The organism is Plasticicumulans lactativorans (assembly GCF_004341245.1).
Lineage (GTDB): Bacteria > Pseudomonadota > Gammaproteobacteria > Competibacterales > Competibacteraceae > Plasticicumulans_A > Plasticicumulans_A lactativorans.
In genome coordinates this window covers 15,023-28,021 of the sequence record NZ_SLWY01000018.1, presented here as the reverse complement: position 1 = coordinate 28,021, position 12,999 = coordinate 15,023, and the positions used below count along the sequence as shown (strand labels likewise).

8 protein-coding genes, 1 tRNA gene and 1 CRISPR repeat array are annotated in these 12,999 nt (G+C 69.2%); of the genes, 8 read left to right on the top strand and 1 reads right to left on the bottom strand.

Translation table 11 applies throughout. The features are described from left to right. Window positions 1-172: 172 nt before the first annotated feature. From EV699_RS15695 to csb2, 5 genes are all read left to right on the top strand, one after another. Window positions 173-265, top strand: a tRNA-Ser gene (locus EV699_RS15695). 290 nt (window positions 266-555) lie between these two features. Next, entirely contained in the window at window positions 556-3,282 is a 2,727-nt protein-coding gene (gene cas3g, locus EV699_RS15690) for a type I-G CRISPR-associated helicase/endonuclease Cas3g (protein WP_132544489.1), read from the top strand. Then, window positions 3,270-3,956 (top strand): hypothetical protein, encoded by a 687-nt coding sequence (locus EV699_RS15685; RefSeq protein WP_132544487.1) that lies wholly within the window; start codon window positions 3,270-3,272, stop codon window positions 3,954-3,956. Before cas3g ends, EV699_RS15685 begins: the two co-directional genes overlap by 13 nt. 12 nt (window positions 3,957-3,968) lie before the next feature. Further along, the gene (cas7g, locus tag EV699_RS15680) at window positions 3,969-5,024 is read left to right on the top strand and encodes a type I-G CRISPR-associated RAMP protein Csb1/Cas7g (RefSeq protein ID WP_132544485.1); all 1,056 of its coding nucleotides are present in this window, start codon (window positions 3,969-3,971) and stop codon (window positions 5,022-5,024) included. A gap of 4 nt (window positions 5,025-5,028) precedes the next feature. Continuing rightward, on the top strand, window positions 5,029-6,441 hold the full coding sequence (csb2, locus tag EV699_RS15675) for a type I-G CRISPR-associated protein Csb2 (RefSeq protein ID WP_165904170.1): 1,413 nt from the start codon (window positions 5,029-5,031) through the stop codon (window positions 6,439-6,441). Window positions 6,442-6,618: 177 nt separating this feature from the next. Further along, window positions 6,619-8,035: a CRISPR direct-repeat array (repeat unit 36 nt; unit sequence GTATTCCCCGGCTCATCGCCGGGGTGTCGTTGAAGC). Between the two features lie 39 nt (window positions 8,036-8,074). Here csb2 and EV699_RS15670 read toward each other — a convergent pair. Continuing rightward, window positions 8,075-9,193 carry an ATP-binding protein gene (locus EV699_RS15670; protein ID WP_132544481.1) on the bottom strand — a complete coding sequence of 373 codons (1,119 nt, stop codon included), beginning with the start codon at window positions 9,191-9,193 and terminating at the stop codon, window positions 8,075-8,077. A gap of 486 nt (window positions 9,194-9,679) precedes the next feature. Between EV699_RS15670 and EV699_RS15665 the strand changes: the two genes are divergently transcribed. The 3 genes from EV699_RS15665 (at window position 9,680) to EV699_RS15655 (ending at window position 12,995) form a co-directional block, all read left to right on the top strand. Next, a complete protein-coding gene (locus tag EV699_RS15665) occupies window positions 9,680-10,393 on the top strand; it encodes a hypothetical protein (protein WP_132544479.1) in 714 nt (237 codons plus the stop codon). Continuing rightward, window positions 10,390-11,142, top strand: coding sequence for a hypothetical protein (locus tag EV699_RS15660; RefSeq protein ID WP_132544477.1), 753 nt, complete (start codon window positions 10,390-10,392; stop codon window positions 11,140-11,142). Before EV699_RS15665 ends, EV699_RS15660 begins: the two co-directional genes overlap by 4 nt. A 305-nt stretch (window positions 11,143-11,447) precedes the next feature. Then, the gene (locus EV699_RS15655) at window positions 11,448-12,995 is read left to right on the top strand and encodes a glycoside hydrolase family 32 protein (RefSeq protein ID WP_132544475.1); all 1,548 of its coding nucleotides are present in this window, start codon (window positions 11,448-11,450) and stop codon (window positions 12,993-12,995) included. Window positions 12,996-12,999 lie beyond the last annotated feature (4 nt).

The window sequence follows — 12,999 nt, the reverse complement described above, 5'->3', positions numbered from 1 at the left end:
CCTCGCGTGAAACCCGGGCATCCTAGCCCTAGTGCAGCGGCGCGCAAACGCGCCCGCACGCCGCCGGCGGCCGCGACGCCCCGCCACCGGCCCCAGCCGGGCCCGCCGCGCCCGGCCTCCGTCAAAAAAGCTTGGGTTCGCGCCCCGCGTCGGTTTAGAATTCGCGCCCGCTGGAGAGGTACCGAAGTGGCCATAACGGCGCCGACTCGAAATCGGATGGGGGTTTAACAGCCCCACGTGGGTTCGAATCCCACCCTCTCCGCCAAGATCAAGCAGTTACGAAGCCCGCCGCAAGGCGGGCTTTTTCGTGTCTGAAAGCCGGGCATACGCCAGGGACAGATTTGCGGCCGTGCTGCGGACGGCCCGGTGGGTCTCACCAACCGCATCGACGGCGTGTAGCACGGCGCTCGATTCTGGACGGCGCCACGGCTCGTCAGACCTCTTGCCAGCCGCGGCGCCGGTCGCGAACACGCATGCCGCCGCCTTGCGGCGCCTCAATCGCTCACTATGCTGAAGCGGCAAATACCTTTGGCCTGAACCCACGCCCCAGCACGCATGGACGCCCTCGCCACCTTCGAAACCCTCCTCGGCCACCCCGCCTACCACTGGCAGCGTCGTTTGTACGCGGCGCTGCACGCGGGCGATGTGCCATCTGGCCTACCGCTACCGACCGGCCTCGGAAAAACGAGCGCGGTGCTGCTGTACCTGTTGGCGCTCGCCGCGGGGGCGCCACTGCCGGTGCGGCTTGCCTACCTGGTAGATCGCCGCGCCATCGTTGATCAAACCGCTGCCACGGTGCGCCGTTGGCTCGACGCGCTGTGCGCGTTGCCGGAGTGGCGCGCGGCACTCGCCGCGCGTGCGGCGTTCCCGATCGACGGCGTGCCGGTGGCGGTGGGCGTGCTGCGCGGAGGGTTGGCCGATTCCGGTGAGTGGCGCAGCGACCCCGCACGACCTGCAGTGATCGTCGGCACCGTCGACATGATCGGCTCGCGGCTGCTCTTTTCGGGCTACGGCGACGGCCGTTCACACCGCGCCCTGCACGCCGGCCTGCTCGGCTGCGATACCACGGTCATCGTCGACGAATCGCACCTCTGCCCGGCAATGGAGCCGCTGCTGCGCACGATCGAACGCTTGCAGCGCGAGCACCTGGCGACAGTGTGGCGCCCACGCTTTCGCGTCATGACGATGAGCGCAACACCAGAACGCACCAGCGACGCGCTGACGCTCGACGATGCCGACCGTGCCCTGCCCGCTGTGCACCGGCGCCTGCACGCGGCCAAGGCGCTGCACCTGCAACGGCTCGACAAGGACGACAAACTCGTGCCCGCTCTGCTCGGGCACCTCGAAGCCTTTGCATGCGGTGCCATCGTCTGCTTCGTGCACACGGTCAAGGACGCCACCGCCGTCTACAACGGCCTGCACAAGCGCTTCGGCGCCGATCGCGTCGGCCTGCTCACCGGTACGCTGCGCGGCAAGGAACGCGAGGCACTGTTCAACGGTGCGCTGTGGCGGCGCTTCGATCCCGACCGGTCGCGCGACGGTGTTCCGGCGCCGGCGGTGTTCCTGGTGAGCACGGCCGCCGGTGAGGTGGGCATCGACTTCGACGCCGATCACGCCGTCATGGACCTGGCGCCACTCGACAGCGTGACTCAGCGCCTCGGCCGGGTGAACCGTGCCGGCCTGCAGCCGGCGGCGACGGTGCAGATCGTAGCGACACGGGCCAGCCTGACGTTCAACGAACAGAAATTCGCCGCCGCCGAGGCAGTCGGCGCGAGCGGTGAAACGCTGGACGAGGACGAGGATGGCAGCCCCGAGGGCGACGATTTCGCGCTCGAACCCGACACCATCGCCACGGCCGACACCGATGACACCGCTGCGCCGGGCGATGACGGCGACAAGAAGAAACCGAAGAAACCGTCGTGGCGCGACCACCTCGGCCGCGCGCAGGCGCGCACGCTGGCGCTGCTCGAAACGCTGCCCGATGCCTCGCCGGCCACCCTCGCTGCGCTGAACGCGGACGTACGCCGCGACGCCTCGACGCCGCTGCCGAAGTGCCCGCCGCTGGGCGTCGAGCGGCTGACGCTGCTGGCAGCGACCAGCGCCGAGTTGCCGCGCATCAATCTCGAACCGTTCCTGCGTGGCCTGAGCGACGAACCGGCGCGCCCCGAAACGCAGGTGCTCTGGCGGAACGACGCCGATACGCTGATGCAACTCGGCCCGGAAGCAGCTCGTGACGCCTTGACCCTGCTACCACCGCTGCCGCGCGAGCTGTTGCAACTGCCGGCCGATGAAGCCGAAAAGACGCTGGCAGAGTTGGCCGAGAAGTGCGGCACACTGGCCTGCATCGTGCGCGATGCCCGTGGCAGCGTCAGCGTGCATCGCCTCGGCCCCGGCAGCCGTCCGCCGCCGCTGGCCTACGCGACGCTGATCTTGCCGGCTGCCGCCGGTGGCTTGGACCCGGCCGGACTGTTCAGGGTGGCGAAGAAACAGCCCGAGGTGGAGGACCTCGCCGACAACGACGAGCGTCGACGCTTCGAGCAGTGCGGTGACCAGGCGCCGGCCGAAGCCCCCGACTGGCTCGCGCAGGCCGTGCAGCTACGCTTTGCGCTGCATGATCCCGACGCCGAGCCCGAGGACCGCCGCTGGCTGGTCTATGCCCGTCGGCGTGGCGCCGAGTTCACGCTGGCCGCCGAAGGCGACCTGTCGCAGCTCGCCTACCAGCCGCAGACCGTCGACGAACATGATGCCGCGGTCGGCCACGCCGCCGGGCGACTGGCGCGCACACTCGGGCTACCCGCCGGGTTGGTTGCAGCGATCGCCGCTGCCGGGCATGCCCACGACCTTGGCAAGAAGCGCGCACGCTGGCAGCGCGCCGCCGGCCACTACGGCCCCGCGAGCTACGCCAAGTCGCGCACCGGCACATTCCGGCCCGCACTGCTCGGCGGCTATCGCCATGAGTTCGGATCGCTGGTCGACGTGCTGCTGCATCAGCCGCTACCCGGGGCGCCCGAGCCGTGGCTGCGCGATCTGACCCTGCACCTGATCGCCGCGCATCACGGCCACGCGCGCCCCGGCTTCCCCGATCCGATGCAGTGGGACCCCGAGCGGCCGATCGGACACAACGCCGAGGTTGCCGAGGCCGTCGAACGCCGCTACGCCACGCTGCAACAGCACTGCGGCCCCTGGGCACTGGCGTGGTTCGAGGCGCTGGTAAAAGCCGCCGATGCCTGGGTATCCGCCGGCAACACGCTGCCGGACGAGGGGAGTGCATGCAGCGCGTGATCGATCTGCGCAACCCTGGCGAGGTGCTGGCCTGTGGCGGGCTGGCCTGGCTCGCGAGCCTCGCCGATCCGCTGGCCGAAACCGGCTTCGAGCCGATGGCCGAACCGGGCGTGATGCGGTTCGCCTGTCCCGACACGGCACTGCAACAGTTCGACGCCGTGCGCGTGGTGCCGGTCGTCGACGACGACGACGCCCTGCAGCTCGGCGCCCTGCGCCTCGATTGGTGGAATCCGTGGGGCTTGAACCCGCACATGAAGCTGTGGTCCGGCAAGCAGAAGGCCGAATCCATCGTCGGCAACTTGTTCAGAGCCTCTGCCGGCGCTGCGTCCCCCGAGTGGCTCGAATTCGAACACACCACGACTGGCCGCCTTGGCGTGGACCCGCGCGGCACCTGGAATGCCCTCGGCATCGGCTGGTCGATCAACCAGCACACCCACATCGAGATGCTTTGCCGGCCGCTGCTCGAACTGCTGGCCTTCATCGGCCTGCAGGCCCTGCCGCTGGCCGGCAGCCGCCGCGATGGCCACGTGCGTCTGCATCCGTGGCGCGAAGCCTCGTTTTCACTGGCTCGCCTTGCCATTGCCGGCGCCAGCCGCTACGCGCTGAGCGGCTGGCGCGCACCGTTCGGCAAGGCCGGCAGCAACACCATACTTCTGACTGCCTCACCTGATTGAGCAGGAGACAAGATGGACTTGAGCGCTCTGATTGCCGATCCGCACGCCGTCGCCCTGCGCATGCGCCAGCCCCTCGAACCGATCGAGGGCCGTGAACTGCCGCTGTTCCCGCCGACATACCCGACCAGCAAGGACGCCAAGAAGCACGCGCACGACACCCCGTACACCGTCAACGTCCTGCGCGGCGGCGGCAAACTGGAAACCAGAATCGCCGGCCTCGATTCCGTGCAATCGCAGGCCAACCGCATGGAAGCCGTGTTTGCCGGCGCCTTCGCCGGCAGCGTGCCGCGCGTCGGCGTCAAGGTGGGCGCCCGCACCGTACTGGTCACCGAACTGCCGCATCGGCTGGCCGACGCTGCGCTGCGCTGCACCAGCCTTGAAGATGAGATTCGCAAGGCGTTCACGGCCTACGCCGGCGGCGATGCCGTGCCGATCGCGCGCTTGTCGCCGACCTCGCTGATCTACGGCGCCTGGGATTCACGCGACACGAAGGTGAAGATTCCGCGCGCCGTGCGCAGCGAAATCCTCGCCTACGACATCGACGCCTGCACGCGCTCGGCGCAGTTCTCCGGCGCCTTCACGCGCGAAGAATTCGGCTTCACCGAAGAGGAATGGAAGAAGGGCGCCAACGCCGGCTTCGCTCCCACGCCCTCGGTCGATCAGCACGGCGGCATCATCGTGCATGGTGAGATCGTGCAGTTCGCCTCGATCCACCTCGGCGCGCTGCGGACGCTGCCGGCGGCGACGCCCGAGCACGCGCTAGCGCTGGCGAGCTACGCGTTGGCTCTGGCGCTGGTCGGCCTGCTGCACGGCGCACGCGATTACCGTTTGCGAGCCGGCTGCTGGCTGGTGCCGAACGGCCCCGCGCAGTTCGAAGTGGTGCGCGGTGATGGCAGCGCCGGGCCGGTGGCGATCACGCCCGAGCAGGCCGCGACCTGGCTCGATGAAGCTGCGCAGGCGGCGCAGGCGCAACTCGGCGTACCGCTCGGTGGGGACGGTCGGGTGCTCGACTACCAGCCCGCCGCCGGCAAGCGCGCCATCAACAAGAAACAGGACGCGGAAGGCTGAAACGATGCCGCTCTTTCTCCTGTCGGTGCGCTGGCTCAACGACGCCCCCGGCAGCGCCGTCTACCACGGCAACGACTGGCCTCCCTCGCCGCTGCGGCTGTTCCAGGCGCTGATCGCCGGCGTGGCGCGCACGCCTGCGCGCGCGCCGCTGTGGGCCGCGCTGCGGCACCTCGAAACCCTGCCGCCCCCGGAAATCCACGCCCCCCGCGCACGCACCTGCGCGCCGGTGCGCAGCGCCGTCCCGAACAACGACGGCGACCACATCGTCGAGGCCGCCGTCGGTGGCGAAACGTCGAAGTCGCGCGCGTTGGTTGCCAAGCTCAAGACCCTGCGCGAGCGCGCAGGCTGGGCGATCGACGGACCGGTGCATTTCCTCTGGATCGCCACCGCCGAGACGGTGACGCACCTGGCGGCGTTGCAGACGCTGGCGCGCGGGCTGGTCTGCCTCGGGCAAGGTCCTGATCTGGCCTGGGCGACGTGCGCGCTGCTCGACGAGCGTCCGGCGCTGGGCGGCGTTCAGCACACGCCGGACGCGCAGGGCGCCAATGCCCTGCCCGTACCCTACCTGGGTGCGCTGCAGGCGCTCGATGCGCATTACGACGCGGTGCGCAGTGCCATCACCCGCACCAGCGTGCGTGGCGTCACCGAGCCCCGCCATTCGGTCTGCGGGTATCGCTCGACGCTCGACGCGCCCGATCGACCTTATGCAGCCTTCATGCTGCGCACGCCGCGCGATGAACCGTGGTCGCTCGAAGGTACGGACGGCATGCGCCTGAGTGCGATGGTGCGCCACGCCATTCAGCGCGCGGCCGAAACCGCCGGCCTGCCCGCAGCGGCGATCCGCGCAGCGATGGGGCATGCCGGCGCGGCGCGGCTGCAGGTGTATCCGGTGCCGAACGTCGGCCACTACCAGGCGGATGGCCGTTTGCGCCGGGTGCTGGTCGTGGCGCGCGGGCACCTGTCGCCCGAATGGTGGCGACCGATCGTGCAGCGGCTCGAACTGGCGTGGCTGTTTGCGCTCGGGGTGCCCGAGCCGGTGGCGATGCTGGTGCCGGCGCCGGCCGATGATCGGGTGCTGCCGGCGTTTCTTGAGCCGGCGCGGGCCTGGACGACGGCCACACCGGTGGTGCTGCCGGGCTGGGACATGCGTCGCGGCAAGGCACGTCTGGGGCGCACGACACAGCGTTTGCTGAGGCATGCGGGTATCGCGCCGGAGTTGGTCGAGTCAGTGGCTTTCGAGCCAGCGGCGCAGTTGTCGGCATGCGTGCGGACGGGCGATTACAGCGTGCCACAGCATCTGCGCGATTATCCGCGGGCGTGGCTGACGCTGCGCTTTGCCCAGCCGCAGCGCGGTCCGTTCTGCCTGGGCGCCGGCGAGGGCCTGGGCCTGGGGCTGCTGCGCGCGTGCGAGCGCTGAGGTGGCGTCGCAACCCCGGCGAGCGCTCGCAGCTAAAAAATGCAAGCCACATCAGCTACTTTGTCAACATGGACCGCTCATCCAGCCGGCCCGGATGGCGCCGCCACGCCGGCTTTCGGACAGCGCTCGCAAACCGCGGTTTTCGCATAATGGAATCAACGGGATGCGGGCATGCTGGTATTCCCCGGCTCATCGCCGGGGTGTCGTTGAAGCTTCGGCAAACCGTGACGCTCGGGAATGCAAATGGCGACGTATTCCCCGGCTCATCGCCGGGGTGTCGTTGAAGCAAAATGCCCGCAGCCGCTCCTCACTCGGCTTGAGGCCGTATTCCCCGGCTCATCGCCGGGGTGTCGTTGAAGCCCGTACCGGCGCGCCAGGCGCCGAAGCCTTCCTGGGGTATTCCCCGGCTCATCGCCGGGGTGTCGTTGAAGCGTCGAGCGCGCGTATATGCCGAGTGGCGCGATAGCGGTATTCCCCGGCTCATCGCCGGGGTGTCGTTGAAGCAAGCGGATCAGCCGCGCGATGTCCTCGGGGTCGACCGGTATTCCCCGGCTCATCGCCGGGGTGTCGTTGAAGCCGCGCCGCGGCCGGGTCGACCGTATCGCCCCGCAACGGTATTCCCCGGCTCATCGCCGGGGTGTCGTTGAAGCTGGGCCCTGCCCGAAATCAGCGCCGGTCAGGCGCAGGTATTCCCCGGCTCATCGCCGGGGTGTCGTTGAAGCTCGAGCGTGATGGAGCAGATCGTGACCGTCGTCCCCGGGTATTCCCCGGCTCATCGCCGGGGTGTCGTTGAAGCCGTGCCACATGGCGCGCCTCCTCTGTTCTTCGGGCTGGTATTCCCCGGCTCATCGCCGGGGTGTCGTTGAAGCCCGGACCTCCCGCCGCGGCGCGATGCGTGAAGCGCTGTATTCCCCGGCTCATCGCCGGGGTGTCGTTGAAGCAGCACCGTTGCCGAGCACTTCGCCGCGATCGCCGAGGTATTCCCCGGCTCATCGCCGGGGTGTCGTTGAAGCCCGGTCACCGCCATCGAGCGCGCCGCCGAAGGCCGCGTATTCCCCGGCTCATCGCCGGGGTGTCGTTGAAGCTGCACCGCTAAGTTGGCCGCCTGGGCCAACAGGACCGTATTCCCCGGCTCATCGCCGGGGTGTCGTTGAAGCTCAGCACGCCGCCCTGGTACCACGTGACCACCACGGTGTATTCCCCGGCTCATCGCCGGGGTGTCGTTGAAGCCTCTTATTTGGCGCTGGCGTCGGCTGGAAAGACACGGGTATTCCCCGGCTCATCGCCGGGGTGTCGTTGAAGCCCGTCCGGCGCGCAGATCCTCGGCGTCGTCACTCGCGTATTCCCCGGCTCATCGCCGGGGTGTCGTTGAAGCGGCAACCTCTCGGCAGTCACCATCACCGACAGTACCGGGTATTCCCCGGCTCATCGCCGGGGTGTCGTTGAAGCAGGTACAGCGTGCGGTTGGCCAGCGCCTTGGCCTGCGTATTCCCCGGCTCATCGCCGGGGTGTCGTTGAAGCGCCCCCGGGCGCACGCCGCAGGCGGGCATCTAGCCGTGTATTCCCCGGCTCATCGCCGGGGTGAACAGGCAGCCGCGTGATCGACTTGCGCGGCGGTCACCGGGCCCCGGTGTCAGTCGGGCAGGTCGCGCTCGCGAATCCATGCCGCGAAGTTCGGGTCTTCCGGCACATAGCTGCCGCGGGCGCTCTGGCGGGTGACGAGTCCGCGCCGCTGCAGGCGACGGATAGCGGCCTGCATGGCGGCGACAGCCAGCATCGGCACGCCGAGTTCCTCGCTGATCTGTTCGCGGACCTCCTCCGAGAACAGCCCGGCGTCGCCGTTCGCCAGTCGCGCGAGGATGCTGCGGTCGAGCGGCGTGACGCCCGCCCACAGCGAGCCGTAATCGCGTTGCTCGGCGAGGTCGGCAGCGAGGGCATCGACGGCGGCGGTGAGTTCGATGGCGGGATTCAGCGCCAGCCGCTCGACCAGCGAGCGCGCCATCTGCGGCACCTTGCCCAGGCGCTCGAAGGCGGCCCACAGTGCGGCGGTGTCGATCTGTCGGCCGGTCGTCGCGGCATAGGCCGCGGCCAGATGGTCGGTAAAGCCGCGATCCATGTCCGGGAAGTCGAGGTTCTGCCCGAAGTGGAAGAACGGCGCGTTGGCCTGCGAGAACATGCGCCGCAGGCCCTCGCGACTCGATCCGGTGAAGATCGTCTTCAACCGGTCCTTGTTCGTGTCGAGGCCGGTGCGCAGCGCGGCGACGAAGGACGCGTTCTTCGGGCTGGCGGCCAGCGCTTGCACTTCGTCGAGCAGCAGCAGCGTGAAGGTGTCGCGGCGGCCGAGTTCGTCGAGCAGGGCTTTCAGGTCTTGTCCGCTGGCGGCCTCGGCTCGGGTGAGTTCAACGTTGCCGCCGGTGCCGGCGACCGTGCCGCCGACCTTCACGCTCCTGGGCAGGTGCTCGCGCAGCCGGCTCACCCAGCCCTCTCCGCGCGCGAAGCGCCCGAGCGCCGCAACGAAGGCGCCGCGCACGTCCTCGGTCTCGTCGAGAAAGCTGAAGTAGAACACGCCCCAGCCGCGCGCCTGCGCCGCCGGCCTGATGTCCTTGCGCAGGAACTCGGTCTTGCCCATGCGCCGCGGGGCGAAGAAGGTCAGGGCGCTGCTGAGCCCGCCGGCGAACAGGCCGAGCACGCCGTCCGCCAGCGCGGTGCGCGGGTAGTGCCAGGGATCGGGAGCAACGGGGGTCGGTGCCATTGGACGCAAATAGCTCATCAATGTCTAATTGGCCATCATTGTAGCTAATTGCAGCCAATCGCCAACGGGTACCGGCGAGCGCGTCGCGCAAGCTCTCGGCAGCGGTGCTCACGCCGGGATGCTCCGGGTTCGGTCAGGCGGTCGGGTCCGGCAGCCGCGTGATCGACTTGCGCGGCGGTCGCCGGGTCCAGGTGGATCGGCAGCATGCCGGCCTGCCTGGCGTCGAGGATGGTGATCTCGCCAACACCCTCGGCGGTATGACCCGGCACTGAAGGCGACCGGGCTTCCGGGCACGGGGACGTCGTTCCAGGAACCCCCCCGACGCCCGTCGACGACCGTTGCCGGTATCGCACGGCCATCCGTCGCGGGCGGTCACCGGCGAATGCGGTTCACACGGCACGTCGTGACCGCCGCTGCGCTGGGGCCGTCGACGGAACGCCTGTCTACAGTCATGTCTATGACACCGAGCCTCAGCGGGTACCGCTCATGAACACGTTTCCATCGCCTGCAGGCAGAACCCCGGTCCTCCTGCTTGCGCTCATCCTGTCGAGTCTGTCGCCACGCCCGGGTTCGGCGGCATTGCTGGGCGTGGACCTGCTTTCGAGCGGCGACCAACGGCTGACACGCGATACGGCCACATGGCTGGACTGGCTGGATCTCACCGCCACGCTGAACCTGTCGGCGCAGGACATCCAGGACGGCATGGGGGGATGGAAGTCGCGGGGATTCGTCCACGCCACGATAAGCGACGTCAGGACCCTGTTCCTGCATGCCGACCCGCCGAACATCGTGATCAACACCGGGGCGAACCCCTTGTCGGCCGCCAACGTCGATGGCGCACAGCGGCTGCTGCAGTTGATGGGGGTCACCTCGCCGGGCCCGAGCGACAACGACTTCGACATCCTCGGCAACGGGATCGCCGGCGTCGGCGAACCGGGCGCCGGCTATGCGCATCTGGCCGACTACGGCACCAACACGGACGGGACGCTCGGCTTCTTCTTCGTTCCCGACGGCATCGTCTTCGATACCTTCAGCGACGCCCAGGTCGGGAACTTCCTGATCCGCCCCATCCCCGAACCGTCAGCGGCCTGGCTCCTGGGGGCTGGATTGGCGGCGCTATCGGGAACGCTTCGAAACATGACGAGACGCTGCCCCATGCCCCGCATGCTCGCGGGAAGACAGATGGAAAACGCCCTATGACAGCAGAAACCCCCTCGCTCATCGCCGACCTGGCCGCCTGCCGGCAGATCGTCGAGGATTACGTGAAACGGCTCGATGCCGCCTGCGAGGAGTACTACGCGACGGGGAAGTACCTGTTCCCGAGCCTGTCGCGGGCGGAGGATGAAGACGTCGACGAGCGCTGTATCCGCGCCCTGAACAAGCTGGCGGCGATCGAGCCGGACGCGCTGGCGCGCTGGAGGGACATCCCATATCCGTCCAACCAGTACGACCAGCAGATCGAGCGCCTGCGGGATATCTGGGTGCGCCGGCGAAACCTCTTGCGCGTGCTCGAAAGCAGCCTGAGCAGCCGGTTCGAGCTCCAGCCACGCAAGGACAAGGGAGCCGAAACGGTGACGAACTACCACATCACCATCCATGACGTCGTCGGCCCGGTGAACGTGCTGAGTTCGCTGGATGGCGTCATCCAGGCCGTCAGGAACGCCCCCTCGCTGTCGAACGACGGCAAGGATCGGCTGGCGGCGCTCATCGAAGAACTGAAGTCCTCGCTGGCCAATGCCCCGGATGCGCACGCCGAGGACGCCACGGTGGTCTCGGAGCAGGCCCAGTCGATCGCCGACGAGTTGAGCAAGCCCGCACCGCGCCCGTCCGCGCTGAAGATCAAGGCCTCGGGGCTGATCGAGGCGGCCAAGGCGATGGAAGTCGTGGTGCCGGCAGCCCTGACGGTGGCGAAGAAGATCGCGGCGTTCGTCGCCAATCCCATGTCCTGATCATCGCGTCGAGCGGCTGCTGGCGCCGTGCCGAAAGCTGCCGCAGGCGGGGCACGCGCGCCCCCCGCCCCTGCTCCCGCTGCGGTGAAAAGGCTGGAAGCGCCTGCTCCGGCGGCATCCGCGCAGGCTCCACCAGCGCTTACCAAGCATTTGAACGGTATCCCGTTTTACTTTTTACACTTGCATTTGACAACGTTGTCAAACACACTTGGCGCATGCGAACACGAGGTCGTCATGCGGCTCCATGGCACATCACGCCCCCTCGCCCTTGCTCAAGCCTGCCAACCATTCACGGGGACACGTCCATGACCGCCAAAGCCTTGACCACCGCTGCCGGCGACCCGACCCGGCCGCAGTACCACTTCAGTGCGCCTGCCAACTGGATCAACGACCCCAACGGGCTCGTGTACTACGACGGCGAGTACCACCTGTTCTACCAGTACCACCCGGGCGGCTACGCGGTCGGCGAGCTTTACGCCGATCCGCTGCGCTGGGGCCCGATGCACTGGGGGCACGCCGTCAGCACCGACCTCGTCCACTGGCAGCACCTGCCGGTCGCGCTGACGCCCGACAGCGCGCCGGGTGCGGCACCGGTGCGCGGCATGGCGTTCTCGGGCAGCGCCGTGGTCGACTGGAACGACAGCGCCGGCCTGCGCCGCGGCAGCGAGCCGGCGCTGGTGGCGATCTACACGCTGGCCGACTCCGAAGGCGGCGAGGCGCAGCGCCAGGCGATCGCCTGGAGCGAGGACCGCGGCCGCAGCTGGACCAAGTACGCCGGCAACCCGGTGCTGCCGAACCCCGGCATCCCCGACTTCCGCGACCCCAAGGTGTTCTGGCACGCCCCCAGCGGGCGCTGGGTGATGGTGCTCGCCGCCGGGCCGTGCATGCAGATCCACACCTCGCCCGACCTGCGCCGGTGGACGCACGCGAGCGACTTCACGGTCGACCAGGGCATCGACGGCGCGCCGTGGGAATGCCCGGACCTGTTCGAGCTGCCGGTCGAGAACGCCCCCGGCGAGCGCCGCTGGGTGATGCTGGTCAGCATGGTCGGGCACGGCATCCTCGGCGGCGGCTGGAACACCCAGTACTTCGTCGGCGACTTCGACGGCGAGCGCTTCGTGCCCGAGGCGCCGCAGGGCCCGCTGCTGTGGCTCGACCACGGCCGCGACCACTACGCCGGCGTCACCTGGAACGAGCACCCGGGCAACGATCACGAGCGCGTGCTGATCGGCTGGATGAGCAACTGGGGCTACGAGCAGGCGGTGCCCGCCACCACCTTCCGCAACGCGATGACGCTGCCGCGCGTGCTGCGCCTGCGCCGCTGCGCCGACGGCATCCGCCTGTTCTCGCGCCCGCTGCCGGCGCTCGCCGGCCTGCGCGCCCCGGTGCCGCTGTGCCACGCGGCGGACGTCCGGGTGACGCCCGGCTGCACGCTGCTCGACGGCCTGCGCGAGGACTGCGTCGAGATCGTCGCCGAGTTCGCGCTCGACGCCGACACCGGCGCGACCGGGTTCGGTTTGCGCCTGCGCCAGGGGCCCGGCACCGAGCTCGTGGTCGGCTACGACGTGGCGACGGCCGAGGTCTTCGTCGACCGCAGCCGCGCGGGCTACGCCTTCCCCGGCGACGACGGGCGCCGCCATCCGGCGCCGCTCGCGGCCGAGGACGGCCGCATCCGCCTGCACGTGTTCCTCGACCGCGCTTCGGTGGAGGTATTCGCCAACGACGGCGCGGTCACGCTCACCGACAGCTTCTTCACCGCGCCCGATGCGCTCGGCATGGCGCTGTACGCGGACGGCGGCGAGGTGCGCCTGCTCAGCCTCGACATCCACGCGCTGGGCAGCATCCACGGCTGACCCC

What these genes read in the sequence shown, in the direction of transcription:
- cas3g (WP_132544489.1), top strand. Translation starts at nt 556, where the DNA reads ATGGACGCCCTCGCCACCTTCGAAACCCTCCTCGGCCACCCCGCCTAC.
- EV699_RS15685 (WP_132544487.1), top strand. Translation starts at nt 3,270, where the DNA reads ATGCAGCGCGTGATCGATCTGCGCAACCCTGGCGAGGTGCTGGCCTGT.
- cas7g (WP_132544485.1), top strand. Translation starts at nt 3,969, where the DNA reads ATGGACTTGAGCGCTCTGATTGCCGATCCGCACGCCGTCGCCCTGCGC.
- csb2 (WP_165904170.1), top strand. Translation starts at nt 5,029, where the DNA reads ATGCCGCTCTTTCTCCTGTCGGTGCGCTGGCTCAACGACGCCCCCGGC.
- EV699_RS15670 (WP_132544481.1), bottom strand. Translation starts at nt 9,193, where the DNA reads ATGGCACCGACCCCCGTTGCTCCCGATCCCTGGCACTACCCGCGCACC.
- EV699_RS15665 (WP_132544479.1), top strand. Translation starts at nt 9,680, where the DNA reads ATGAACACGTTTCCATCGCCTGCAGGCAGAACCCCGGTCCTCCTGCTT.
- EV699_RS15660 (WP_132544477.1), top strand. Translation starts at nt 10,390, where the DNA reads ATGACAGCAGAAACCCCCTCGCTCATCGCCGACCTGGCCGCCTGCCGG.
- EV699_RS15655 (WP_132544475.1), top strand. Translation starts at nt 11,448, where the DNA reads ATGACCGCCAAAGCCTTGACCACCGCTGCCGGCGACCCGACCCGGCCG.